28 protein-coding genes, 1 tRNA gene and 2 pseudogenes are annotated in these 25237 nt (G+C 50.5%); 11 read left to right on the plus strand and 20 right to left on the minus strand.

Annotated features, from left to right (window positions below; all coding sequences use genetic code 11):
* The first annotated feature begins 10 nt into the window (after nt 1-10).
* Both cor and OGY18_RS25600 read left to right on the plus strand, forming a co-directional pair.
* On the plus strand, nt 11-250 hold the full coding sequence (gene cor, locus OGY18_RS25595; RefSeq protein WP_088732108.1) for a phage exclusion lipoprotein Cor: 240 nt from the start codon (nt 11-13) through the stop codon (nt 248-250).
* A 58-nt stretch (nt 251-308) separates the two neighbouring features.
* Complete coding sequence (locus tag OGY18_RS25600) at nt 309-1487, plus strand: tail fiber domain-containing protein (RefSeq protein ID WP_286554816.1); 1179 nt, start codon at nt 309-311, stop codon at nt 1485-1487.
* Nucleotides 1488-1614: 127 nt separating this feature from the next.
* On the opposite strand, the pseudogene OGY18_RS25605 reads toward OGY18_RS25600, so the two are convergent.
* Nucleotides 1615-1758 (minus strand): annotated as a pseudogene (locus OGY18_RS25605) (DinI-like family protein); the annotation flags it as partial.
* A gap of 269 nt (nt 1759-2027) precedes the next feature.
* On the opposite strand from OGY18_RS25605, the gene OGY18_RS25610 reads away from it, so the two are divergent.
* Nucleotides 2028-3587 carry an EAL domain-containing protein gene (locus OGY18_RS25610; protein ID WP_149281922.1) on the plus strand — a complete coding sequence of 520 codons (1560 nt, stop codon included), beginning with the start codon at nt 2028-2030 and terminating at the stop codon, nt 3585-3587.
* Between the two features lie 309 nt (nt 3588-3896).
* Nucleotides 3897-4019: transfer RNA gene (locus OGY18_RS25615), tRNA-OTHER, on the plus strand.
* Between the two features lie 169 nt (nt 4020-4188).
* On the opposite strand, the gene ompC is transcribed toward OGY18_RS25615, so the two are convergent.
* Nucleotides 4189-5349 carry a porin OmpC gene (gene ompC, locus OGY18_RS25620; protein ID WP_063940436.1) on the minus strand — a complete coding sequence of 387 codons (1161 nt, stop codon included), beginning with the start codon at nt 5347-5349 and terminating at the stop codon, nt 4189-4191.
* 440 nt (nt 5350-5789) lie between these two features.
* Between ompC and OGY18_RS25625 the strand changes: the two genes are divergently transcribed.
* From OGY18_RS25625 to OGY18_RS25635, 3 genes are all read left to right on the plus strand, one after another.
* Nucleotides 5790-6482 carry a phosphohydrolase gene (locus tag OGY18_RS25625; protein ID WP_286554820.1) on the plus strand — a complete coding sequence of 231 codons (693 nt, stop codon included), beginning with the start codon at nt 5790-5792 and terminating at the stop codon, nt 6480-6482.
* A 76-nt stretch (nt 6483-6558) separates the two neighbouring features.
* Entirely contained in the window at nt 6559-7989 is a 1431-nt protein-coding gene (locus tag OGY18_RS25630) for a DNA cytosine methyltransferase (protein ID WP_032934488.1), read from the plus strand.
* The gene (locus OGY18_RS25635; protein ID WP_149282124.1) at nt 7970-8437 is read left to right on the plus strand and encodes a very short patch repair endonuclease; all 468 of its coding nucleotides are present in this window, start codon (nt 7970-7972) and stop codon (nt 8435-8437) included. Before OGY18_RS25630 ends, OGY18_RS25635 begins: the two co-directional genes overlap by 20 nt.
* Here the strand turns inward: OGY18_RS25635 and yedA are convergent.
* Nucleotides 8429-9349: a drug/metabolite exporter YedA gene (gene yedA / locus OGY18_RS25640; protein WP_003834062.1), complete on the minus strand. Its 921-nt coding sequence runs from the start codon at nt 9347-9349 to the stop codon at nt 8429-8431. The two genes, OGY18_RS25635 and yedA, sit on opposite strands and share 9 nt — an antisense overlap.
* Before the next feature lie 178 nt (nt 9350-9527).
* On the opposite strand from yedA, the gene OGY18_RS25645 reads away from it, so the two are divergent.
* Both OGY18_RS25645 and OGY18_RS25650 read left to right on the plus strand, forming a co-directional pair.
* Nucleotides 9528-10439, plus strand: a complete 912-nt coding sequence (locus OGY18_RS25645) for a DUF808 domain-containing protein (RefSeq protein WP_003834061.1) — start codon at nt 9528-9530, stop codon at nt 10437-10439.
* Nucleotides 10440-10516: 77 nt separating this feature from the next.
* Nucleotides 10517-10702 carry a YodC family protein gene (locus tag OGY18_RS25650; protein ID WP_003834060.1) on the plus strand — a complete coding sequence of 62 codons (186 nt, stop codon included), beginning with the start codon at nt 10517-10519 and terminating at the stop codon, nt 10700-10702.
* Between the two features lie 206 nt (nt 10703-10908).
* Here the strand turns inward: OGY18_RS25650 and yodD are convergent, their stop codons facing one another.
* Nucleotides 10909-11136 carry a YodD family peroxide/acid resistance protein gene (yodD, locus tag OGY18_RS25655; RefSeq protein ID WP_003030417.1) on the minus strand — a complete coding sequence of 76 codons (228 nt, stop codon included), beginning with the start codon at nt 11134-11136 and terminating at the stop codon, nt 10909-10911.
* Between the two features lie 163 nt (nt 11137-11299).
* Here yodD and dsrB point away from each other — a divergent pair, with 163 nt between their 5' ends.
* Nucleotides 11300-11488 carry a protein DsrB gene (gene dsrB, locus OGY18_RS25660; protein ID WP_003030419.1) on the plus strand — a complete coding sequence of 63 codons (189 nt, stop codon included), beginning with the start codon at nt 11300-11302 and terminating at the stop codon, nt 11486-11488.
* Nucleotides 11489-11542: 54 nt separating this feature from the next.
* Here dsrB and rcsA read toward each other — a convergent pair whose 3' ends face one another.
* The 14 genes and pseudogenes from rcsA to fliF all read right to left on the minus strand — a co-directional run bounded on the left by rcsA (nt 11543) and on the right by fliF (nt 23043).
* On the minus strand, nt 11543-12166 hold the full coding sequence (gene rcsA / locus OGY18_RS25665; protein WP_003030421.1) for a transcriptional regulator RcsA: 624 nt from the start codon (nt 12164-12166) through the stop codon (nt 11543-11545).
* A gap of 233 nt (nt 12167-12399) precedes the next feature.
* Nucleotides 12400-13240: pseudogene (gene fliR, locus OGY18_RS25670) on the minus strand (flagellar biosynthetic protein FliR).
* Between the two features lie 8 nt (nt 13241-13248).
* Nucleotides 13249-13518 carry a flagellar biosynthesis protein FliQ gene (fliQ, locus tag OGY18_RS25675; RefSeq protein WP_003030425.1) on the minus strand — a complete coding sequence of 90 codons (270 nt, stop codon included), beginning with the start codon at nt 13516-13518 and terminating at the stop codon, nt 13249-13251.
* A gap of 9 nt (nt 13519-13527) precedes the next feature.
* Complete coding sequence (gene fliP, locus OGY18_RS25680; RefSeq protein WP_164562644.1) at nt 13528-14265, minus strand: flagellar type III secretion system pore protein FliP; 738 nt, start codon at nt 14263-14265, stop codon at nt 13528-13530.
* Nucleotides 14265-14642, minus strand: coding sequence for a flagellar biosynthetic protein FliO (fliO, locus tag OGY18_RS25685; protein WP_286554921.1), 378 nt, complete (start codon nt 14640-14642; stop codon nt 14265-14267). Before fliO ends, fliP begins: the two co-directional genes overlap by 1 nt.
* Nucleotides 14642-15055, minus strand: a complete 414-nt coding sequence (gene fliN, locus OGY18_RS25690) for a flagellar motor switch protein FliN (RefSeq protein ID WP_003030433.1) — start codon at nt 15053-15055, stop codon at nt 14642-14644. Before fliN ends, fliO begins: the two co-directional genes overlap by 1 nt.
* Nucleotides 15052-16056, minus strand: a complete 1005-nt coding sequence (gene fliM, locus OGY18_RS25695; RefSeq protein ID WP_003030434.1) for a flagellar motor switch protein FliM — start codon at nt 16054-16056, stop codon at nt 15052-15054. Before fliM ends, fliN begins: the two co-directional genes overlap by 4 nt.
* Nucleotides 16057-16060: 4 nt before the next feature.
* A complete protein-coding gene (gene fliL, locus OGY18_RS25700; protein ID WP_003834054.1) occupies nt 16061-16528 on the minus strand; it encodes a flagellar basal body-associated protein FliL in 468 nt (155 codons plus the stop codon).
* Between the two features lie 104 nt (nt 16529-16632).
* Nucleotides 16633-17847 carry a flagellar hook length control protein FliK gene (fliK, locus tag OGY18_RS25705; RefSeq protein WP_286554824.1) on the minus strand — a complete coding sequence of 405 codons (1215 nt, stop codon included), beginning with the start codon at nt 17845-17847 and terminating at the stop codon, nt 16633-16635.
* Nucleotides 17844-18287 carry a flagellar export protein FliJ gene (gene fliJ / locus OGY18_RS25710; RefSeq protein WP_003834052.1) on the minus strand — a complete coding sequence of 148 codons (444 nt, stop codon included), beginning with the start codon at nt 18285-18287 and terminating at the stop codon, nt 17844-17846. Before fliJ ends, fliK begins: the two co-directional genes overlap by 4 nt.
* Before the next feature lie 21 nt (nt 18288-18308).
* Nucleotides 18309-19679: a flagellar protein export ATPase FliI gene (fliI, locus tag OGY18_RS25715; protein ID WP_003030440.1), complete on the minus strand. Its 1371-nt coding sequence runs from the start codon at nt 19677-19679 to the stop codon at nt 18309-18311.
* Nucleotides 19679-20386 carry a flagellar assembly protein FliH gene (fliH, locus tag OGY18_RS25720; protein ID WP_003834049.1) on the minus strand — a complete coding sequence of 236 codons (708 nt, stop codon included), beginning with the start codon at nt 20384-20386 and terminating at the stop codon, nt 19679-19681. The genes fliI and fliH overlap by 1 nt, the downstream gene beginning before the upstream one ends.
* Nucleotides 20379-21377 (minus strand): flagellar motor switch protein FliG, encoded by a 999-nt coding sequence (gene fliG, locus OGY18_RS25725; RefSeq protein ID WP_003834047.1) that lies wholly within the window; start codon nt 21375-21377, stop codon nt 20379-20381. Before fliG ends, fliH begins: the two co-directional genes overlap by 8 nt.
* Nucleotides 21370-23043, minus strand: coding sequence for a flagellar basal-body MS-ring/collar protein FliF (gene fliF, locus OGY18_RS25730; protein ID WP_286554827.1), 1674 nt, complete (start codon nt 23041-23043; stop codon nt 21370-21372). The genes fliG and fliF overlap by 8 nt, the downstream gene beginning before the upstream one ends.
* A gap of 216 nt (nt 23044-23259) precedes the next feature.
* Here fliF and fliE point away from each other — a divergent pair, with 216 nt between their 5' ends.
* Complete coding sequence (gene fliE, locus OGY18_RS25735; protein ID WP_079935374.1) at nt 23260-23574, plus strand: flagellar hook-basal body complex protein FliE; 315 nt, start codon at nt 23260-23262, stop codon at nt 23572-23574.
* A gap of 54 nt (nt 23575-23628) precedes the next feature.
* Here the strand turns inward: fliE and yedF are convergent, their stop codons facing one another.
* Both yedF and yedE read right to left on the minus strand, forming a co-directional pair.
* Nucleotides 23629-23862 (minus strand): sulfurtransferase-like selenium metabolism protein YedF, encoded by a 234-nt coding sequence (gene yedF, locus OGY18_RS25740; protein ID WP_000790504.1) that lies wholly within the window; start codon nt 23860-23862, stop codon nt 23629-23631.
* Nucleotides 23859-25064 carry a selenium metabolism membrane protein YedE/FdhT gene (gene yedE / locus OGY18_RS25745; RefSeq protein ID WP_193134134.1) on the minus strand — a complete coding sequence of 402 codons (1206 nt, stop codon included), beginning with the start codon at nt 25062-25064 and terminating at the stop codon, nt 23859-23861. Before yedE ends, yedF begins: the two co-directional genes overlap by 4 nt.
* Nucleotides 25065-25237 lie beyond the last annotated feature (173 nt).

Raw genomic sequence — 25237 nt, forward strand, 5'->3', positions numbered from 1 at the left:
TGGTGTCGAAATGAAAAATATAATTATTCCAGTTATTGTCTGCCTGGTGCTTTCAGCCTGTTCAGGACCTGTTCTGGAGAAACAGAAACCGGTTTGTCAGGCTGAGTTAGTGCTTGGTGGACAGCCCCAGTCAGTGCAAATTTACGGTGTGCGAAAAGTTGTTAATCAGACTGAGTACAGGGCCGGTTATCCCTTTAACTGGCGATGGGTGAATAAAAATAACTTCACCAGTTCGAATTGTCCTCAATGAAATACCAAAAATAACCCGCTCCGGCGGGTTTTTTATTATCTGAATTCAGGAGATATCCATGTCAGCAGGAACCTTAACCCTGACGAATAATTCTGCTGCGGTCGATGGCAGCGGGACCGCGTTTACTACCGAGGTGGCGGCCGGAGATTTTATTGTTGTCACTGTCGGTGGTATTCCCTATACGCTCCCGGTTAAATCAGTGGAAAGCGGTACAGCATTGACGCTGGTCAGCAATTTCACCGGGCCAACACAGTCTGGCGCTGCCTGGTCAGCGGTTCCTCGTATGGCGCTGAATATGGTTACCGCTGCGCTGGTGGCACAAAGTGCAGAAGCCCTGCGCGGACTTAATTACGACAAACAGAACTGGCAACTTTTATTCTCTGCGAACGGCAATATTACTGTCAGGCTTCCTGATAATTCGGAGTTTACCGGGCCGTCATGGAAATATCTGGCAGATAACATGGCGACAAAATCGGATGGTGCGGTTCCCGTTAAGCAGGGCGGCACGGGGGGAAAAACCAAAGAAGAGGCTCGTACTAATCTCGGTTTAGGTAATAGCTCGACAAGAAACATCGGAACAGTCACAGGAACTGTAGCAGCCGGTGATGACCTCCGACTTAACACAGTGAACGGCAAGACGTCTGGTGTCGTAAAGGGTGATTTCTTTGCCCTGGATAATAGTTACGGCCATACAACCCAGTTATTGACATACAACCCTGGAACAGTGGGTACGCATTTTGGCGGCATGTCTATGAAGCGACCCAATTCACAGGGATGGATTTTGTCGCAATACACTACGACTGATTATGAAGTTCAGTCAGTGACGATCGGCATCGATGCACCAGGCGCAAACGTTAACTGGATATTCAACCGCAACGGACAGGCAACCGGAACCTGGGTAAATAACAGTGACAGCAGGATTAAGAAAGACATCAAACCAATCCTGGATCCACTTGTTGCCATGAAGAAAATCAGAGGCTGTTCGTGGACACGTCTTGACTCAGGTGTAACCGGCTTTGGTTTTATAGCGCAGGAGGTTCAGGAGGTATTCCCGGAGGCTGTTCATGATTTTGGACAGTCCATGACTATGGAAGATGGAAAAGAAGTTGAAAACGTCCTGTCGGTCGATACCAGTGGAGTATCAGCTGCACTCCATCATGAGGCGATACTGGCATTGATGGTGGAAATTGAAGAGCTAAAAACTGAGATGAAATCCCTAACAGGAGTGGGGCGGTGAAGCTGCCGCAACCATGCCGTATGCAAGAGCATGACTGCGGCTGACTGGCTCACGTCCGATAGTGCGAGTATTGAATGATTGCCAGTCACGGCGGATTGTACTTAAGCAATATGACGGTTCAAGGCGTTTAATCTGAAACCAGCCACATATCAGACTCTTCAAACATTTCCTGAACAGTACGGCTTATCTGTTCCTTCTCATGCTTGCTGGCGTCGGTGTTGATCGCCGGCAGTGTCATCATCGGTTTTACCCAAGTACCAGTATCGGGAAAAGGCGCGGTTTCACACTTATTTCCCTTAGAATTACATCCTTTACATTAGACCTATGAATACAAGATGAAGTGCCACTTATTTGGCTAAAATGCAAACACAAATCTAACTTGGATGTGGTTTTGCGTTATTTTATAACGTTCTTTTCTAATAAAAAACATAAAGAAATATTTGTTTTAGCCGATAATCTGTTTTAACTGTATGTATTAGATTCACGACAGATAGTAGAATGTATGTTGTTACATAGGGTCAGGCATATAAAGAGGTCGGTGTGAAGAATAACCACAATTTAAAACGAATTAAGCCTTATGTGATATCAATCACGTTTTCATTTTTTATTTTTTTCTCATTGTCTGAGATTTCAATGTATTATATATACAAGGAGAGGATTGCATCATATACAGAACGAGTTTTGAATAGAAGCGTTAGTCTCATTCAGCAGATTGATAAAATAAATGATAGTTATGAAATATTTAATGCTTATAGTCCTTGTAGTGAACTACAACTTCATGCTCTAAGAGTGGCCTTATGGCCCTATGCTCTTATAAAAGATATATCATTTATTTCAAATGGTGCAGTCATATGTAGTGCTTTATGGGGAGTGTTGCCAGCACCATTGCTTCTCAATATCTATGATAGAAAAGTTGAAAAGGACAATGTAACTTGGTTTTTTGGTGTGTTACTGGAAAATAATGTAAAAGCTGATTTGCTAAGCAATCAAAAATTAGCCATAACGATTTCACCATTTGCATTTAATAGATTTGTTACAGACCATGAAGAGAAGGGGTTTTCTGCAATTGTAGGTGACAGAGATCATTCGCTTCATTTGTTCAAACTTGGTGAGCAGGTCGATCTTCTTGAAGAGGCTCAGCATGATAAATCCTACCAACTAGGACTTATTACCACGCAAAGCTGTAATAAAAATAATAATGTCTGTGTCATGGGGGGAGTTAAATTTCCGTGGATGAGTTTCGATAGTTGGCTAACGATGTTGTTGATTTCCTTTACATCTATTGTAACCGGTGTTCTTCTGGGTGGTTTTTATAATCAAAGAGTTGCACGTAAGCAATCATTAGTTTCAAGATTAAAAAATGCGATAAGAAGCGAATCATTATATCTTGTGTATCAACCTATTTATAAAATAAAAACCGGAAAAATTATTGGTGTGGAAGCACTAATTAGATGGGATGATCATGATATTGGTAGCATTCCTCCTGATATTTTTATCCCTATTGCAGAGAAGCATGGTTTAATCCAGGAAATAAGTGATTTTGTATTTCGAATGGCAGTAAAGCAAACCATGTCTCTTTCTGAGGAATTTGATATTTTTATAAGCATTAATGTTAGTTCTCAAGACCTTCTGTCGGAATCATTTCAAGAAAAAGTGTTTCAGATGATTGATGAATCAAATATAAAACCTGGTATGATAATGATGGAGTTAACAGAAAGGCAGAGCGCGGAAATAAATTCCCTCCAAAAGGTTATTTCTTTATTTAATAATAAAGGTATATCAATAGCTATTGATGATTTCGGGACTGGTCATTCAAATTTAAACTGGCTATCAAATTTACAAATAGATGAAATTAAAATTGATAAATCAATTACAGATTCTATCGATGAATGCTCTATAAATAATAATGTATTGTCAGGGTTGGTGGAGATTTTTAAAGATATAACTCACAAAGTTGTTTTCGAAGGTGTAGAAACATCAACTCAGGTGAAATATTTAACTGAAATGTTCCCTGAGTGCGGTGTCCAAGGGTGGTATTACTCAAAGCCACTATCTATAGATAAATTGACAAAATTAGTCGAGGATGCCAATTTGCCTTAACATTTAACACTTTATTTTCATTGTTTTCGCATTCTATATAACACGTGTAACCGCGAGCTATATAAATTTAACTGCAGAAGGATTTTGATATCTTGCCGCATTCAATCTGCGAGTTGGTTCAAAATTGTATGTAATGTCATGTTCGGCTTCATCAGAGAGCTGGCCGAGTTAGGCTTCACGCGTCATTGACTGGGAATATCTTCCACACAGTCTCACCTCTAGGTTGTACTTTGAAGTATAGGTTTTAGCTCAGAAAGTGTTGGTATATTAAGTATGGATAAACGCGTAACTAGTTGAATTTTATGAAGTGGAAATATTGTGGATATACCAGCAAGAAAAGTTAAGTTATTGAAAATATTACCAATGAAATCGGTCTCGAAAACCGGAGTAGGGGCAACTCTACCGGGGGTTCAAATCCCCCTCTCTCCGCCACTATTCAAGCACTTGCACGCCTCGCTTTCAACGACAGTTCTCATGGATGTTTTTTTCTTTGAGTATCCTCACAAGTTTATCGTTGTAATGCCCGTGTGATAAAAAAATACGTTTCGTATAAATAAAAAGCCCGCTTCATATGAAGCGGGCTTGCTTGTTTTTGCGTCAATTAGAACTGGTAGACTAAACCAACGGCAACGATGTCGTCAGTTGCGATACCATTGCTTTCATAGAAGCTGTCGTCTTCGTCCAGCAGGTTGATTTTATAATCGACATAGGTGGACATGTTTTTGTTGAAATAGTACGTCATGCCCACATCAACATATTTTACCAGGTCTTTGTCGGTGTAGCGCGGGGTGCCATTGCTATGATGATCCCAGCCGCCTAAATCGACGCCTTTAGATTGCAGGAATGCAACGGAAGGACGCAGACCAAAGTCAAACTGGTATTGTGCAACAACTTCAAAGTTCTGGGTTTTGTTGGCAATACCGCCATCACCGTAAGCGGTCATATTGCGGGTTTCTGCATACATTGCTGCCAGGTATACGTTATAGGCGTCGTATTTGGCACCCACGGTCCAAGCATCCGCTGTTTCACCACCAGCATATTTATTAGCATAGCTACGATCGCCACGGCCAGCAGCTACCTGATTGTTAGAACGGTCAGAACTGGAGTACGCCGCACCAAGACTTAAACCGAAGTCGAAGTCATAGGACGTTGACATACCGAAACCGTCACCATTTTCACGTGTCAGTTTCCGACCGTCAGCATTACCGGTACCTTCGCCTGAACCAGCCTTTTCATTATTACCTTGATATTGCAGGGCGAAGTTCAGGCCATCAGCCTGGCCAAAGAAACCATTATTGCGGTAGGTGGCCACGCCGTTGGTACGACCAGTCATATAGACGTCGGTCTGGGTGTAGCTATCGCCACCGAATTCCGGCAGCATATCGGTCCAGGCTTCAATGTCGTAGACCACGCCATAGTTACGACCGTAGTCGAAAGTACCGTTTTGGCCAAAACCTAAACCGGCAAAGGCCAGACGGGTCGCAGAATTTGCGCCTTCACCTTCAGCTGTGTTGGCCTTAATGTTATATTCCCACTGGCCATAGCCAGTCAGCATCTCATTAATCTGTGTTTCGCCCTTAAAACCCAGACGGGCATAGGTCTGATCGCCATCGTCGCCAGGGTTATCAGAGAAATAACGCAGACCATCGACTTTACCGTACAGATCCAGTTTATTGCCGTTCTTATTATAGATTTCAGCCGCATTTGCTGCGCCTGCAGCTAATAAAGCAGGGAGAAGCAGTGCCAATACTTTTCTTTTCATTATGTATTCCCTTTGCATGATAATTAAAATGAATATGTAGTACTATCCGAGTGACTACATTTGGATACTATCTATGAAGTTCATTTAATTTAAAATATAACATGTAACAAATGTATTTAAAATATTTCCAAATGTTTCTTAAGTGCCTTTTTATAACTTTGAATGTATGTGTATTACATTGTCATTTGTAAAATAAATCATTTTAATCAATATATTATGTATGGTGCATTATTTATTTTTGGAGTGCATTTTATTTGTCATGAGAATTTGTTTTTGTTATTCATATAATATATTTGTCGATATTGAGATTTTGGGTTTTATAAATTCATGAGGGTTTTGTTTTCGGTGTGATAATAAAAAATAATTATGTGATGGGGCAGGCAGTGGTTTGCAATGATAATTGTTGCTAAGGTGATTTTCTTTCTACAAAGGGAGATAGCATGGAACTGCACGACTGGCAGTCGCAATTTGAAGCCTGGTTAGCTGATAACCATTCCGGACAAGATGCTGCACATGACATCTTTCACTTTCGACGTGTGTGGATGACGGCGCAAAAGCTGGGTACAGATGCCCCCGTGGACTGGCTGGTGGTGCTGACCGCATGCTACTTCCACGATCTCGTCAGCCTGCCGAAGAACCATCCTGAGCGTTATCGTTCGTCGGTACTGGCAGCTCTGGAAACACGTCGCGTTTTGATGCGCGATTTTCCGGATTTTCCACGACAGCGGTTATCGGCAGTGTGTCATGCCATTGAGGCGCACAGTTTTAGCGCCAAAATCGCGCCAGAAACCCTTGAAGCGAAAATCGTGCAGGATGCAGACCGGCTTGAGGCGCTGGGTGCAATTGGTTTAGCGCGCGTATTTGCCGTTTCAGGGGCGTTAGGGGTTGCGCTGTTTGATGCGGAAGATCCGTTTGCCCGCAAGCGTAGCCTTGACGATAAACAGTACGCGCTCGATCACTTCCAGACCAAGTTATTGACGTTGCCGTTGACGATGCAAACCGAACGAGGGCGGCATTTGGCACAACATAATGCGGATTTTTTACTGACGTATATGGCGAAGCTGAGTGCGGAGTTAAAAGGAGAATACGAAATGCTGGATCTTGACGCGATTCAACCCTTTAAAGCGCGCTAGTCGTCAATACGGCTGAAACGTCAACCGTGCTAATTTATGTTAATCTGTCGGTTATCCATTTCTGCCGGTTAAATGTATGCAGGATAATTTTTCAGTAGCAGGCTCCATGAACCCGATGACAGATGAAAACGAGACCGACGTGCAGGTGATGTTGGCCAAGTTGCTTGAAATATATGACGTGAAAACGCTGGTTGCTCATCTGAATGGCGTTGGCGAGAACCGCTGGAGCCCGGCCATCTTTAAGCGAGTGGTTGCTAATGAAACATGGCATCGCCTCAGCGACCGGGAGCTCATTCATCTGAATACTTTGTTGCCGAAACCACCTGCGCATCATCCGCACTATGCCTTTCGCTTTATCGATCTTTTTGCTGGCATTGGCGGTATTCGTCGCGGCTTTGAAGCGATTGGCGGGCAGTGCGTGTTTACCAGTGAGTGGAACAAGCATGCGGTGCGCACCTATAAAGCGAACAACTACTGCGATCCGCTCCAACACCGCTTTAATGAAGATATTCGTGATATCACACTCAGCCATCATGACGGGGTGAGTGACCAGCAGGCGGCAGAACATATTCGCCAGCATGTTCCTGAACACGACGTGCTGTTGGCCGGATTCCCTTGCCAGCCATTTTCTCTGGCTGGTGTATCAAAGAAAAACGCGTTAGGGCGGGCCCATGGTTTCGCCTGTGATACGCAAGGCACGCTATTTTTTGACGTGGTGCGCATTATCGATGCGCGTCGGCCAGCCATATTTGTGCTCGAAAACGTCAAAAACCTGAAGAGTCACGATCAGGGCAAAACGTTTCGCATCATTATGCAAACGCTGGACGAGCTGGGTTATGACGTGGCGGATGCGGCGGATAACGGTCCGGACGATCCGAAAATTATCGATGGGCAACATTTTTTGCCTCAGCATCGCGAACGTATCGTGCTTGTCGGCTTCCGACGCGATCTAAATCTGAAATCAGACTTCACGCTGCGGGATATCGTCACGCGTTATCCGCCGCGGCGTACCACGCTGGCGGAACTGCTTGAGCCGACCGTCGATGCGAAATATGTGCTGACGCCGGTGCTGTGGAAATACCTCTATCGCTATGCGAAAAAGCATCAGGCGCGGGGCAATGGATTTGGCTATGGCATGGTGTATCCCGGTAACCCTGATAGCGTAACGCGCACATTATCTGCGCGTTATTATAAGGATGGGGCGGAGATCCTGATTGACCGTGGCTGGGATATGGCGCTGGGTGAAAAAGATTTTGACGATCCGCAGAATCAGCGACACCGCCCACGCAGACTTACGCCCAGAGAGTGCGCGCGTCTGATGGGGTTTGAATCTCCGCAGGGCTATCAGTTCAGGATCCCCGTGTCGGATACCCAGGCTTATCGCCAGTTTGGTAATTCGGTGGTCGTTCCGGCATTTGCGGCGGTGGCCAGGCTGCTGGAGCCGAAAATCAGGCAGGCAGTTGCTATTCGCGAGAAAGAGAATCAGCGTGGCGGACGTTCACGATAAAGCAATACGCAGTAAAAATATGCGGGCGATAGCTACCCGCGATACCGCAATTGAAAAACGCCTTGCCAGCGTGCTGACAGAGCAGGGGGTAACGTTTCGCGTGCAGGATGGGACGTTACCCGGTCGCCCCGATTTTGTGGTGGATGATTATCATTGTGTGATTTTTACTCACGGCTGTTTCTGGCACCACCACGATTGCTATTTGTTTAAAGTCCCCGCGACACGAACGGAATTCTGGCTGGAAAAAATAGGCAAAAATGTCCAGCGCGATGCGCGGGATTGTGAAAAGTTGCAGGTTCTGGGCTGGCGCGTACTGATTGTCTGGGAGTGTGCCCTGCGTGGTCGCGAAAAGCTGGACGATGAAGCGTTATCTGAACGTGTCATCGAGTGGATCTGCGGCGGTGGTGACACCGCGCAGATCGACACTCTCGGTATTCATTTACTGTAACGTTTTTTCCGACGGGGTAGCAACGGCATCCGCTTTAACAGGGAACAGGTATTTCCCCAACGTCACCAGCACCACAGCAAACACGATCACGCCGAGTGCCAGCCATTCGATAGGAGCCAGTCTTTCTCCCCCCAGACCGGTACCTAACAGCACGGCAACAACCGGATTGACGTAGGCATAGCTGGTGGCTAGCGCCGGGCTGACATTGCGGATCAGGAACATATACGCATTAATGGCAATAATGGAACCAAACAGGGCCAGGTAAGCCACCGCCATAAAGCCTGAAAATGTTGGCATGGTGGTCAGTTTTTCCCCGGAGAGTAACGATGCGCACATCAGTACAATACCGGCGGCTAACATTTCAATGGCTCCGGCCATCATGCCAACGGGTAGCGTAATGCGTGAACCGTACACTGAGCCAAACGCCCAGCTTATCGAACCGATCAGGATTAAAATAGCGCCCCACGGATTGCCACTTAAATTGCCTCCGCTGTTTAGCATGATGATCCCTGCTAGCCCAATCGCTATCCCCAACCATTCCAGCTTGCGCGTTTTGATGCCAAAAAAGTGGCTAAAACACAGCGTAAATAGCGGGACGGTGGCGACCACCACGGCGGCAATACCAGAAGGGACATTTTGATGTTCTGCGACGGTGACCAGCCCATTACCCACAGCCAGCAGCAGGATACCAATTAGCGCGGCGTTCAAGATTAGGCGTAAGGGGGGCAGCTTATGCCCACGAATAAGTAAGAAACTTGTTAATAAAATTCCCGCGGAGAGAAAACGTACGGCTGCCATCATTAACGGCGGCCAGCTTTCAACGCCAATGCGAATAACGAAGTACGTGGAACCCCAAATGATGTACAGCGCGAATAGCGCACTGAAAAGCGGTAACAATTGCCTGAAACGCATAATCCCTCACGGTGGAAATAAAAAGGTGCAACATAGTAAACGTCAAAACTATCTTACTGGCGAGATTTATAATTACGTGTTGATGTTAAAAACTTGTTGACCAGAAAGGTCAGTTTCAGCATGGCGTGTTTTACTTCATACTTATGACTGCAAAAAAATAATATTGAGGGTGAAAATTTTGGCAGGAAGTAGCTTACTGACCTTACTCGATGATATCGCCACGCTGCTGGATGATATTTCAGTGATGGGAAAACTGGCCGCGAAAAAAACCGCGGGCGTGCTGGGGGATGATCTGTCGCTTAATGCGCAGCAGGTGTCGGGCGTGCGGGCTAACCGTGAACTCCCGGTAGTCTGGAGCGTGGCGAAAGGATCGTTTGTTAACAAAGTTATTCTGGTGCCGTTGGCATTATTGATAAGCGCATTTATTCCTTGGGCGATCACCCCCTTATTAATGGTAGGCGGTGCGTTTCTCTGTTTTGAAGGGGTGGAAAAGGTTCTGCATACCCTGGAGGCGCGTAAGCACAAAGAAAGCCCGGAAGAGCGTCAGCAGCGTCTGACTGCTCTGGCCGCACAGGATCCACTCACCTTTGAGAAAGATAAAATCAAAGGGGCAATACGTACCGACTTCATTTTGTCTGCCGAGATTGTCGCAATTACGCTGGGTATTGTCGCGGACGCGCCCTTGCTGAATCAGGTGTTGGTACTATCTGGTATCGCGTTAGTGGTGACCGTGGGCGTGTATGGCCTGGTTGGGATTATCGTTAAGCTTGACGACATTGGGTACTGGTTGGCAGAAAAGCGTAGCCTGCTTGCCCAGTCGCTGGGCAAAGGGTTGCTGGTGGTTGCCCCCTGGCTTATGAAAACACTTTCTGTGGTCGGCACGCTGGCGATGTTTTTAGTGGGAGGCGGCATTGTGGTACACGGAATATCGCCGCTGCATCATGCGATTGAACATTTTGCTCAGCAGCAAAGTACATTGATTTCGCTAATGCTTCCGACCCTGCTTAACCTGGTGCTCGGCTTTATCATCGGTGGGATTGTCGTTCTGCTGGTAAAAGCTGTCGCCAGAGTGCGCGGAGTTTCGCACTAATTGTTACAGGACTGATTACGCAAAACGCCTCTTTGTCATCTAAGGTGTAAAGGTTTCTCTTGATACAGGAGGCAGGTATGGTCTTTTCTGTCAGTGAGGAAGTCACCTCCAAAGAGGGTGGCCCACGTATGATCGTTACCGGGTATGCCAGCGGAATGGTGGAGTGTCGCTGGTACGACGGCTTTGGCGTTAAACGGGAAGCATTCCGTGAAGATGAACTGGTGGTGCCTGGCGAGCGAAGACAGCTCTCCCAGGATGCCTGAACATTTGGCTCGACCGTAACCTGGTGATCTCTCACCCATTAGTTATATTTATCATTCCGGTGAGAATTATTTACTTGTCAGGCAAAAAAATTGCAGATAAGGTTTGGTTCACATCAGATTTTCTGGTGTAACGAATTTACAAGTGCTTCTTGCATAAGCAAGCTTGATCCCGACCCGATAAGGGCCGGGATTTTTTTCGCCCTCAGTCAGCGATTGATCTCCGACACGCTAAAGTCATGGATATCAAGCTCGAACGCATCGGCCAGTTCATGCCATGTATGGTAATCACGCCCGTCAACGCTGACGCGCTCCGGGTCATCCTGGCTACGATGAATTTCACTCTCGCAGATTTCGTTGATTGCCTTTAGCAGCGCGTCGACATCGACGCTGACTTCACGTTTGGCCGTATCGCTGTACTCTTTCGCGGTTTTCATCCTCATACCTCTCAACCGTTAAGGATACCGGGGGAGCGTACCCAAACATCAGATACGCACAACTTAAGTATAGACCGTCGATAAAACCCGCAATCGCGCGTGCACAGCGCTGCCAGAAAAAGGAATTTGTTCTACACTGGCACAAAGCCACAGGAGGAAAACTATGAAGGTGAATGATCGGGTCACAGTCAAAACGGACGGCGGTCCTCGTCGACCGGGCGTGGTACTGGCAATCGAAGAGTTTAGTGAAGGCACCATGTACCTGGTTTCGCTGGAAGACTACCCGCTCGGTATCTGGTTCTTTAATGAATCAGGTCATCAGGATGGTATCTTTGTGGAAAAAGTGGAGTGACATGAGTTCTGCTGTTTGATTCTGACTGGTGGAGTCGCCACCAGTCAGAACGTCTTAGCGCATATTCACAAAGATACCATTGGTGACGTTATCCGTAAGCCTCACAACGTGATAGATAACTTGCTTATTATGCGTTTTAATCTTTCGTTTTATATTCCCCTTATGGGATGACACCGTCTTGGCTTTGATATTCATTTGATCTGATATCTGTATTGTTCCCTGACCCTCCATCCACATACGCAGCATGCTGGATTCGGTTCGACTTAATGATAATGTCGGCAGATTCACATCAATAGCAATATCTACTTCCTTTTTCAGAATATCGCCAAGTAGTTTATCCAGTGAGTCAGGTTTAATCGATTTAGAACTAATCAATAAATTTTTTCTGACGAGTAGATATTCATCAAAATGCACGTTGGCAATTGCCATAAACACAATAAATAATGTGCTGGGATGCTGATTAATGATTTGCTTTATTTGCTGGCTATTAGCAGGATCGTGGATAAAGCAGTCCTCATTAATAAACACCACAGCAGGTTGTTGAGAGACACAGGCGAGACTGAGTTCATCAACGTTGGAAATGTTGTTGATTTCCCTTTTTTTCACTCCCCGACTTACCAGATATCCGGTTAACCCTAGTCGGGTGTAACTGCATAAATCCATAATAATCGTTGACATGGCATGCCCTCACTCAATGCGTAACGATAATTCCCCTTACCTGATTATTTCATCACAACTAAACGGAATAATAACGACCCAAGATGACGCTTTCGCTGTTTTTCAGGCGAATTTACTATCCCGTAAAGTTGCGTATAATTTGCCAGGAAACATCTTAAAGTAAAGTGAATGTTGCGTTATGTGAGTGAGGCAAAAACAAATAAGCCGCGACAGAGATATCCTGGTGGATGTTGTCACTTTTTAAATTTAGGACAATCCTTAGTAAAACAGGATAAAAAATAAGGGTTATTATTTTCCAGGCATTTCGCTGACGATATCGGCCAGTAAATTAAAAATTTCACTGAATAATCGTTCGCAGAATGGCGCAATTAATGGCATTAGCGCCGCCATTAGTGAAATACCTACGGTCAGAGTGAGAGGAAAGCCGATGACGAAAACCGACAGCTGTGGCGCCATGCGATTTAACAAACCAAGTGCGAGGTTCAGCGTGAGCAGCAGCGTCATTACCGGTAGGGCCAGCATTAGCCCGTTGAGGAAAATCAGGCTGCCCGCCCGTGCCAGTGCAAGAAACGCATTGCTGTTCACCGGATTGCCGCCGATGGGCAGAGTATGAAAAGTATCTACCAGCAGCGATATCAGCCATAAATGGCCGTTAAAGGTCAGGAACAGCAGCATGGCGAGCATGTCGATCAGTCGAGCCAGTACCGGCATATTCAGACGGCTACCGGGATCGAAGAACGTCGCGAAGGAAAGGCCCATTTGCAGGCCAATTAATTCCCCGGCGGTACGTACTGCGGCAAACGCAAACTGCATGGTGAAGCCTAAAGCGATACCGATCAGGATTTGTTGCATTGCCTGCCAAAGCGCGCCAACAGAAAAGATGGGGACGTCAACGGCGGGAATCGACGGGGCAATAACGACGGTAATCATCAATCCCAGCCCCAGCTTTACCCGTTTAGGGATGGCTCGTTCACTGAGGATGGGGGCCGTTGAGATGAGCGCCAGTATGCGCAGCAAAGGCCAGAAGTATAAATTCAGCCAGTGGAGCCACTCAACGCTGGACACCTGCAACATAACGTTGTCTACCCGATGATATAGGGGATATTGCTGAACAGCGTACGCACGTAGTCGAGCAGCAGGTTAAGCATCCACGGGCCAGCAACAATGATGGCAATAAACACCGCGACAATTTTGGGGATGAAGGACAGCGTCATTTCGTTAATCTGGGTCGCCGCCTGCAGAATACTGATGATAAGACCTGTGACCAGAGCGACCAACAGCAAAGGCGCAGCAAGGGCCAGGGCGACTTTCATCGCCTCTGTGCCCATCATCATGACCGATTCAGGAGTCATTTCGCGCCTCTAACTGTAAAAGCTTTGTGCCAGCGAGCCGACAAGCAGCTGCCAACCGTCTACCAACACAAACAGCATCAGCTTGAACGGCAACGCGATTGTGGCGGGCGGTACCATCATCATCCCGAGCGCCATCAGCACGCTGGCAATCACCAGGTCGATAATCAGAAACGGGATAAAAATGGTAAAGCCTATCTGGAATGCTGTTTTCAACTCACTGGTGACATAAGCAGGCAGCAAAATTCGCATCGGCACGGCTTCTGGTCCCTGTAACGGACCGCTGTTTGCTAAGCGCGCGAAGAGTGCCAGATCGGCTTCACGGGTCTGGCGCAACATAAACTCACGCAGCGGCTGGGCGCCTTTCTCCATTGCTTCCTGCATGGAGATCTTCTCTTCGCTGAACGGTTGGTATGCGTCAACGTAGATTTTATCGATCACCGGCGACATGATGAAAAAGGTCAAAAAGAGCGCCAGGCCCAGGAGCACCTGGTTAGGCGGTGCAGAGGGGGTACCCAGCGCATTTCGCAGTAGACCGAAAACGATGATGATGCGGGTGAAGCTGGTCATCATCAGTAAAATTGCAGGCAGGAACGTCAGCGAGGTGATGAACACCAGCGTCTGCACGGGCAACGTCCAGTTTTGTCCGCCGCCCGGCAACGGCTGACTGACCAGACCCGGGAGTTGGGCGAGGGCAACGGGGCTGAAAAGCCACAAGCCTGCCAGCGTAAGGGATAACAAACAGCGCATCAGGATCTCCCAGGACGCTTCAGCAAACTCTTCATCATGGCCTGGAAATCCGCAGGGGAGGCCGTTTTTTCTTCTGCATAGGCAGGTGCCGGGGGCAGGGTGTGCAGGACGTTAATCTGCGAGGCTGTGACGCCAAGTACCAGACGGGCATCTTCGACCTCGACAATCACCACGCGCTCACGTGGACCCAGTGAGGTGCTGGCCGTAACTTTCAACCCGCGCGTACCGGCACTTTTGGGGGCAAACCCTAGACGTTTAATGACCCAGGCCGCCGCCAGGATCAAGACGATGATCCCGAGCAGCGCGCCGCTTACCTGCACCAGCGGTGAGCCGGGAACGGCGGCGGGTTGAGAAACAGTAGCCTGGGTATTCATGATTAACGGCTCAGACGGCGCATACGTTCAGACGGGGTGATAATGTCAGTGATACGCACACCGTATTTATCCGCAACTACGACGACTTCGCCCTGCGCAATCAGATAACCGTTGATCAGAATATCCAGCGGTTCGCCTGCCAGACCATCCAGTGCGACAACCGAACCCTGCGTCAGACGCAGCAGCTCTTTGATGGTCATGCGGGTACGGCCCAGTTCGACGGTCAGCTTGACCGGAATGTCCATGATCAGGTCGATGTCCTGCAAAGCACCGCTGACGTCGCCGCCACCTAACTGCTGGAATACCGCATCGGCCGCACTTTTGGTGGGCGTGGTTTTTTGCTCGTTTAACGCGTCAGCCCACAGATCGTCCAATGCGCCAGTGTTCTCATCGGACGGATTATTCATATCACTCATTTGGGCTGTTCCTCATTCAGCGAATTCAAAATCGGGTTTATCAGATGTTCTACGCGTAACGCATACTGACCGTTTACGGTGCCATACTGGCTGGTCAGCACAGGCACGCCGTCCACATGAGCAATAATGCGGTCGGGTTTTTCAATCGGCAGTACATCGCCGGGTTTCAGTTTTAAAATCTGGGATAGCCGCAGCGGAATGTCGGCAAAGTTTGCCACCAGCTCCAGCTCAGAATGCTGAACCTGACGCACCAGATTATTGCGCCAGTTCTGATCTTCATTACGTGAGTTTTCCAGCGGCGGATTCACCAGCAGCTCACGCAGTGGTTCAATCATGCTGAATGGCAGACAGATGTTAAATTCACCGGTCAGGTTGCCAATTTCAACGTGGAACGGGGTATTCACCACGATGTCGTTCGGAGAGGTGGTGATATTGGTAAATTTCACCTGCATCTCGGAACGAACGTATTCCACTTCCAGTGGGTTGATGGCCTTCCACGCGTCGCTATAGCTTTCCAGCGCCAGCTTCAGCATGCGGTTGATAACGCGCTGTTCCGTGTGTGTAAATTCGCGACCTTCGACTTTCGTCGGGAAACGACCGTCACCGCCAAACAGGTTGTCTACGGCGATAAATACCAGACTCGGTGAGAACACCACCAGACCCGTACCGCGCAGCGGCTTCAGGTGGATTAAGTTCAGGTTGGTCGGAACCGGTAAGTTGCGCGCAAATTCATGGTATGGCTGGATACGGATCGCACCCACGGTAATATCCGGGCTACGGCGCAACAGGTTAAATAACCCCATACGGAACTGGCGCGCAAAGCGTTCGTTAATGATCTCCAACGCCTGTAAACGCTCACGTACCACGCGACGCTGAGTGTTGGGATCATAAGGACGAATATCGCTTTCTTTTGCGATACCTGAAATGGGTTCGTCTTTGGTTTCGCTATCGCCGTTGAGCAATGCGTCGATTTCAGCCTGAGAAAGAATACTGTCGCCCATGTCTTTACCGCAGAATAAAAGCTGTATAAAGAACGTCGGTGACAACCTGTTTCGGCTGCCCAACAACGAGCGGAGTCGCCAGCGTCTCTTTGATGGCGGTAATCAGCTGTTGCTTACCTTCCTCGGTGGCGAGTGTGGCTGCATTCTGACGAGAGAACAGCAGCAGCAAGCGGCTGCGCACTTCCGGCAGATATTCATTAAGACGTGAACGTGTCGCCTCATCTTTCATGCGCAACGTGATACCGATATACAGCACACGGTCTGCATCACCCAGATTGACGGTAAAGGTATCCAGCGCAAAGAACACCGGGGCTGGCGGTGGAGGCGGTTCCGCTTTGACGCTGGCGGACGGCTGCTGCTGCATGCGCCAGTAGCTATAACCCGCAGTTGCGCAGGCGGCGAGGGTAATTAATACCAGCAGAGGGATCCAAATAGCGCGTTTACTTTTTTTGTTAATCGCGGAGTCAGTCATCAGATACGGGCTTCCTGTTTCGGTACAGCTTATGGGCTGATTATCCCGTGTCCTGTCCACGACAAAGCGTGGAAAAGACGCGGATAATCATGCTACCTCTGGCGTTAGGCGAAGATGTCTACTGCGCCATCGCCGCGGGCAGCGGCTTGCAGTGAGGCTGGGGTTGCCAGTATTGCGTCATCTTCAGCAGCAAAAATGTCTTGTCCTTGAGCGCGACCCGCCTGCTGTTGCTGCCCGGAAGACTGCTGTTGTCCGGCGAAGCTTTCACTGCTGATGTTGCTTTGCCCCAGTTGGATCCCGCTTTCAGCCAACTGCGTACGCAGCATCGGTAATGCGGCTTCCAGTGCGGCGCGCACGTGACTGTGCGGTGAAACCATTTGCAACTGTGCGAGGTTGTCGTCCATCTTGAGGGAAATATGTACCTGACCCAGGTCCTGCGGATGCAGACGCAGCTCTGCGCTTTGCTGGCCCTGGCGCGTGAACAATGTGACGTGCTGGCTCAGCGATTGCTGCCATTCATGGCTACCTAACGGAGCGCTTAACACCGGCGCGGCCGTCGGTAACGGTTGTGCGTGTGTTTGCGGACCACTTAGCGGGGCCGCAGTCATGCCAATGCTGGTTGGTGACGGGGTGCTGTCGATTTCAGCTCTGGCGTTCGCCGCCGCCGTCAGCGGGGTTAATGTTGGATTGTTTACTTGATTTGCACCACCGCCAGCAACCGTGACATCCGCTTTGCCTTTTTTGGCATCACCCGCCAGCAATTCGCCAGCGTTATCGGCGATAGCACCGTGTGCAGCGCCACGTGACAACGCCGAAAGCGTGGCATCAACTGGGGCTGGTGCGCTGTCGACGGCAGGCGTAGCCAGCGGTTGTCCTGGCAGCATGGCGAACAACGCGCTCAGATTGGCGAGATCGTCATCACTCAGCGTGGTGTTTTTTTCGTCCTGCTGAGCAACTTTGCCCAGTGTCGTCAAGGCATTAGCTTTTAGTGAAGGTGTGAGAGCAGACAACAGTTGCTGAGCGTCCGTCATGTCGGCAAGAGAAGCCTCGGTTTGTAGCTCCTGTTGCGCCAACAGATCGGTTAATTTGACCGACTGCGCGGCATCGCCATTTTTTTGCAGTAACCCTTTTTGCAGCTTACTGCTGGCCACCTGTAAGTCGGCAAGCGACAGAGGTGCGTCTTTACCTTGCGCGTCGCCCGCGCCTAATGCGCCAGCCAGCAGCGCTAAAAAATCCTCGGGTGAATCTACCGCTTTGCCTGACTGAAGACCTGCGGCTACGTCGGTGTCGGTGGTAACCAGTTGGGGTAAAGTAATCATTCGGGTTTCCTCATAGCTGCGCGCTGAGCAAATTCATCCATTTTTTTCTGATCCAGACGGTTTTCGGCTAGTAACGCCGCCGAGGTTTGTCTGTCCTGCAACGTCTGCCACGCCTGTAATCGTTGTTTTTTGTCGCGCCAACTGTTCAAAGCCATGTCCACTTTTTGCGTCCACTGATTGAGCTGTTGGCGGTGTTGCTCAATCGCTTTTTCCAGCGTCTGAATAAATTGCTGGTAGTTAATCCAGCGATTGCTGGTAATACCCTGGCCCATATCGGTATTCAGATTGTTGCGATACTCATGCTGATAATCGATCAGCATTTTTAACTGTTCTTCCGCCTGCTGACAGCCACGACGCATCTCTCCTAATAAGACAGCGGCGTCATCTACCTCTTTTTCAGCCAGGTCTTTCAGTGTTGCTAACGCACCATGTTGTGCCATGACCTATGCTCTCCTGCTTAATCACACACCAGGGAAAATCAGTTCCAAAGCTTGTAGAGAATCTTCCCAGTCAGCCCGTTCAAAGATGCCTTGCTGTAAGAACGCTTCCAGCTGTGGCCATAAGGCGATGGCTTTATCCAGCATCGGATCGCTGCCTTTGGCATACGCCCCCACGCTGACCAGATCGCGGTTACGCTGGAAGCTGGACAGCAGCTGTTTAAAGTTACGTACCCGTGCATAGTGTTTTTCACTAATGAGCGCGGTCATGGCGCGGCTGATCGAGGCTTCAATATCGATGGCCGGATAGTGACCCGCTTCGGCTAAATGACGAGACAGCACGATGTGCCCGTCCAGTATCGCGCGCGCGGAATCGGCAATCGGGTCCTGCTGGTCGTCACCCTCGGTCAGTACTGTATAAAACGCGGTAACTGAACCGCCGCCGTGGATACCGTTCCCGGCCCGTTCAACCAGCGCCGGTAATTTGGCGAATACTGACGGCGGATAACCTTTAGTCGCCGGCGGCTCGCCGATCGCCAGGGCTATCTCACGTTGCGCCATCGCATAGCGGGTGAGGGAATCCATAATCAGCAATACGTGCTGTCCACGATCGCGGAAATCTTCGGCGATGCGCGTGGCGTAGGCCGCGCCTTGCATACGTAACAGCGGCGAGACATCCGCCGGAGCGGCAATCACTACCGAGCGTGCGCGACCGTCAGCGCCGAGAATATTTTCAATAAAATCTTTAACTTCGCGACCACGCTCGCCAATCAGGCCCACGACGATGACGTCGGCCTGGGTATAGCGCGCCATCATGCCGAGCAGGACGCTTTTACCGACGCCGGAGCCTGCGAAAAGTCCCATACGCTGGCCGCGACCTACGGTTAACAACGCGTTGATGGGGCGTACGCCGGTATCCAGGACGTGTTCTATTGCGGTACGTTGCAGCGGGTTAAACGGCGGTGTAATCAGCGCGCCGGTTTCGGTGGTGTCCGGGGCGGGCAGTCCGTCGAGCGGTTTGCCGCTGCCGTCCAGCACACGCCCCAGCAGAGCAGGGCCAAGCGGTAATTGCTTCCCGCTTTGCAGACCTTCTCCGGCAATGTTCTTCGCGTAGACGCGCGCGCCGGGCAGAACGCCTTCGACCTCTTCGAGCGGCATCAGAAACAGACGTTGACCGTTAAAGCCTACGACTTCGCTTTCAACTTCCTGGGTTTCGTTGCCATCCTGGCGTTCAATGACGCAGGTGGCACCCAACGGCAGCTGTAACCCCGTGGCTTCCAGCACCAGCCCGGTGGCGCGGGTCAGGCGACCGTAACGACGCACCGCAGGCAGCAGCGACATTTTCTCTTCGAAGTTGTCCAGCGTATTGAGCCAGCGAGTCAGGCGAGTGGTCATTACACGACTCCCGGCGCTGCCAGACGGCAGAGTTCTTGCCAGCGAGTGGCGACGCTGGCATCCAGATCGCCTTCGTCTGCTGAGACTTTACAACCGCCGTGATGCAGCGTGGGATCGCCGCGCAGCCGCCAGCCGTGCAGGCTGAGCGTGGCACCGAGCATCTCCTCAACACGCTGGAGATCGTCCGGATGTACACGTAGCTGCGGTTTACCGCTAAACAGCGGTTCCTGTTGCAATAACTGTTGAATCTGCTTAATCAGCGCAGCGTTATCCACGATAGGCGTCTGACCAATCACCTGACGCGCAGCTTCCAGCGCCATTTGCATCAGGCGCGAGGCAATGACGCTGTCCAGTGCGTCCAGCGTATTCTGAAACTCGCTCACCAACTGCTGCATGCGGGCATGGATCGGCGCATGCTGCGCGCGCGCCTGGTTCTGGCCTTGCTCCAGCCCCTGGCTCAGACCTTCCTGATAGCCTTGTTCATGACCCTTTTGTCGACCTTCCGCCAGCCCCGCGTTATACCCTTGCTCATGGGCCTGCATTTGCAGCTGTGCGAGCTGTTGTTCAAGCTGTTGCTCTGCTGAAAGCTCGGGTTCTTCCGTCTCTTCGGACAGCGGCGTTTCGCTGTGGTCAGCCAGCACGAACTCTGCCATTGGTGGGGCGAGATCGTCCGGAGTCCAGACTTTCCACGGCAGTTCGTTAGACATAGGTATCCTCGCCGCTGCCGATCACCATCTCGCCGGTTTCCGCCAGACGACGCACAATAAGCAGAATCGCTTTCTGTTCGTTTTCCACCTGCGACAAGCGCACCGGACCGCGGTTGGCAAGGTCGTCGCGCAGAATATCGGCAGCACGTTGCGACATGTTGCGCAGGAACTTCTCGCGTAGTGGCTGTTCGGCACCTTTCAGCGCAATCAGCAGCGATTCGGAATCCACTTCCTGCAGCAGACGCTGGATACTGCGATCGTCGACTTCCACCAGGTTTTCGAACAGGAACATCTCGTCGATAATTTTCTGCGCCAGTTCGCCGTCGAATTCGCGTACGGCGGTAATAACCGCTTCTTCCTGCTGGGTTTTCATCAGGTTGATAATTTCTGCCGCCGTTCTCACGCCGCCCATTTTGCTGCGCTTGAGGTTCTGTCCATCGAGCAGACCGTTCAGTACCTCGGTCAGTTCTGCCAGCGCGGCAGGCTGCACGCCGCCGAAGGTGGCGATACGCAGCATCACGTCGTGACGTAAACGCTCGTCGAACAGCGCCAGAATATCGGCGGCCTGGCCCCGTTTGAGGTGTACCAGAATGGTGGCGATAATCTGCGGATGCTCGTCGCGGATAAGGTCGGCGGCGCTTTGCGGCTCCATAAAGTTGAGCGTTTCAATGCCGCTGGTGGTATCGCGGGTTTCCAGAATATCTTCCAGCAGGCTGGAGGCGCGTTCCTCGCCCAGCGCTTTCACCAGCACGGAGCGCAGATATTCGTTGGCGTTGATATTCAGCGCGGCAAACTGTTCTGCTTCTTGCTCAAACTCGGCCAGCACTTCCGTCAACTGTTTGTTGGAGATCTGGCGTACGTTCGCCATCGCTGTACTCAGCGCCTGAACCTCGCGCGTGGAAAGGTGTTTAAACACCTCTGCCGCGCGATCTTCGCCAATGGTCATCAGCAGGATGACGCTTTTATCGGTACCGGTAAGGGCATTACTCATGATCGTTACTCATCCACTGGCGAATGACCAGCGCCACGACGCGCGGATCGTTATCTGACATTTCACGAATACGCTGGCTCATCACTTCTGCACCCAGACGCTGATTCGTACGACGCTGCTGGGTCTGTTCGTCTTTGCTGAGGCGAACTTCTACCGCCTCTTCGGTTTCCTGACGGATACGCGTTTGTTCTTGTACCGCTTTTGCTTCTTCGCTGCGGCGAACCAACTGCGGGCGAACAGCTTTGCGCCACAGGATCCAGGCAACTAGCAGAACCAGCAACCAACGGCCTGCGGTCATCAACTGATCAATAAAGAACGGCTGTTTCCAGAACGGCAGCTCGCCAATGGAATCGTCGGTCGCCGTGAACGGAGAGTTCACCACGTTCAGGGTATCGCCACGTTTGTCGGAGAAGCCCATCGCTTCGCGGGTCAGGTCCTCAATCTGTTTCATCTGATCGGCGGTTAACGGCAGCGGTTTGCCGTCCGGCAACGTTTTATAGTTGACCACCACAGCCACCGAGAGACGCTGCACATCGCCGACGTTCATTTTGGTGTGGCGAATGGTACGGTCGACTTCATAGTTGCTGGTTTCATTGCGCTGCGTACTGCGTGGACCGGCATTATTGTTGTTATTTGCCGTCTGCGTGGTTTGCGCATTTTGCTGATTAGCCGGAGGGTTGGCGATTGGCGCGGTATTCGCCGGTGCTGGTTGATTAGACAATGCGCCCGGTACGCCGCCCGGTGCTCCGCTCCCTATCTGCTCGCTGATGTTTAACTGGCGTGAACGCAGCACGGCCTGGGAATCATCACCGTTTGGACGGTACTGTTCTTCGGTTTGCTCTTTATTAGCAAAATCCAGCTGCGCGGTGACCTGCGCATGTACGTTACCGTTGCCGACAATCGGCGACAGGATCGATTCGATACGACGTTGAACGCGGCCTTCGACATCGCTGGCGTATTTCAACTGCGCATCGTTAAGATCGCGGCTGCTGGTGTTTGACTGAGTTAACAGATGACCCGCCTGGTCGACCAGCGTAACGTTGCCCGGTGGCAAGCCTGCAACAGCGCTGGAAACCAGATGCGTAACTGCACTGATCTGACCTTCATCCAGTGCGCGACCCGGTTCAAGGTTAACGGTCACGGAGGCTGAAGGCGCTTTTTGCTCACGCACAAACAGCGACGGTTTCGGCATTGCCAGATGCACGCGGGCGCGTTTTACCGGTCCCAGCGTTTCAATGGTACGGGCTAATTCACCTTCCAGCGCACGCTGGTAGTTGACCTGCTCGCTAAACTGGCTGATACCAAACTTTTCTTGATCCAGCAGTTCAAAACCAACGGCGCCGCCTTTCGGCAGGCCTTGCTGCGCCAGACGTAAACGCAGTTCGTGGACTTTATCGGCAGGAACTTCTATAGCACCGCTTCCCTCAGTAAAACGATAGGGAACGTTCATCTGCGTCAGTTGGGTGACAATCGCGCCACCATCCTGATCGGAAAGATTGCTGAACAGCGTGCGATAGTCAGGTGCTTTCGCCCACAGGACCATCGCCACGATGATAGCGACGGCAGCGGCTCCCGCCACAATCAAAGGAATTCTGGGATTCGCGCGCAGGCGGTTTAACCACTCGAGAGGTTTAAGCTGGGTTGCAGTCGATGCTGTCGCACTCATCTCGCACCTCGTGGCTTATCGTGGACGGCGTTTTTTGCAAAGTGGAACAAGACTCACTCCCGGGTCAGCAAACTCGAAAAATTGACGGTCTCATTATTTGCGGTTTCGAATTTTTCTATGCGTTAAAAACCGTGGTTTTTTATCGTTATTTAACGCCTTTATCTTATTGACTAACTGGTAATCTCAGCTACGTAAAAAATCATCCAGGGGATCAGAATGTCGGCAATACAGGGGATTGAAGGGGTCATCAGCCAGTTACAGGCCACGGCGATGTCAGCAAAAACGCAGGATATGCAGCCACAACCGACCGTGAGTTTTGCCGGGCAACTGCATGCGGCGTTAGACAGGATCAGCGATGTGCAAACCGCGTCCCGTACGCAGGCTGAGAAATTTACCCTGGGTGAGCCGGGTATTGCGTTAAATGATGTGATGACCGATATGCAAAAAGCGTCGGTATCGATGCAGATGGGTATTCAGGTGCGTAATAAACTGGTGTCGGCCTATCAGGAAGTGATGTCGATGCAGGTGTAGGGACAACGTGCAGAGAATGTTTGCCGGATAAGCGCAGTGCCATCCGGCAAACAGTTACTTCTGAATCAAATAGCGGATCGTTGGGCCATCCTGCTGAATATCCAGCACCGTATAGCCGTGATTACGCGCATCCAGTGGAATATTGTTGATTGACTGCGGGCAATCGCTCACCACTTCCAGAATTTCACCTTTCTTTAATTGCGGCATCGCTTCCAGCGTGGCTACAGCCGGATATGGACACGGTTCGCCGACCATATCGAGGCGATAATCAGGCACGATATTTTTCATACAGACTCCTTGGCAGGCGTCAGCCCTGCGCGACGGAAGAAACGTTTTTCCCAGCCAATAATGAGCATCAGCGCGGCAAACAACAGCAGATAGGTCACCAGCAGACCGCCGAGCGGACCGAAGGTGTTGAGCAGATTCACTTTGTCCCAGTTGGTGGCGAGCGTGGGAGCAAAATCATCCCAGTAGTAGGCCAGAATGGTCGAGCCAATAACGTTGCCCAGACCAACCCACCAGTAATGCACCTGGCCTTCAACGGCGCGGTACATCCAGCCGGTTTCACATCCGCCCGCTAAAACGATGCCAAAGCCGAACAGCAAACCGCCGATCACCGCATTTGGACCCGCCCACATGATTTTAGGCTCGACGCCCAGTTGCACGTAGCTAAAGATACCGATGGCGCTGACCGCCATCCCGAAGATGATCGCTTTTGCCATATGGGTGCGACCGGAAATCCACAGGTCGCGGAAGGCGGAGGTGAAGCAGATTTGCGCCCGTTCAATCAGCAGACCAAACCCGACGCCGAACAGCATCGCCAGACCGAGCTTGGGTTTATCCATCGCGGTGAGTAGCGCCCAGCCGATCATGCCGATAAACACCAGCATGCCCAGGCGGAAACGGCGACGGGCCTGATCCGGCTTTTGCGTCAACGGCGAAGCGGCGGAGACTTTCTGCATTTTGACCGGAATACGAAATATTGGCAGCAGGGTAAAGCGTGCACCAAACCAGGAGCCAATGGCCGTGGCCAGCGCAAAAAACCAGGCGTGAAGTGAGAACTGCGGAATGCCGGTGAAGAATGCGGCCAGGTTACAGCCCATTGCCAGCCGTGCGCCGAATCCGGCGATCGCCCCGCCGACTATCGCCTGCATAATGCGCACCCGACTGCGCGGCATGCGCAATTTGACGTTGTTGGCCCACAGTGCGGCAGCAAAACAGCCGCCGAACATACCGAGGATCATCATGCCGTCGATGCGGGTCAGGGGTGAGCCTTCGAGATGGATCAGCTTGTAGTATCCCCACTCTTCGGCGTGCACGCCAAACAGTTGCAGGATTTGACCACCCCAACGGGTGAATTCACCGGTAACGGCCCAGAAGGTTCCCGTAATGCCGAAATAGTAAGTAGAGAGAATACCCGCTGCGATGACCGCAGGGGCGGGGGCCCAAAATTTAATTAACCAGGCCTGTTTGAAGTGTTGCCATGACATGCGTTGTGCCTCTGAACTCAGAAGGTATGTAACAAGAAGTGTGGATACTACACCGTTCAGAATTTTTGACTATGAGTAATAAGAGGTAACACCGTCTGGATCAATCTTTCTCAACGCTGCCGAAAGGCTGGCGACATCAGGCCTTTAATGCCACAATCCCATTTTCTTCGCAT

It is taken from the genome of Citrobacter sp. Cpo142 (assembly GCF_030332425.1).
GTDB classification, from domain to species: domain Bacteria; phylum Pseudomonadota; class Gammaproteobacteria; order Enterobacterales; family Enterobacteriaceae; genus Citrobacter; species Citrobacter portucalensis.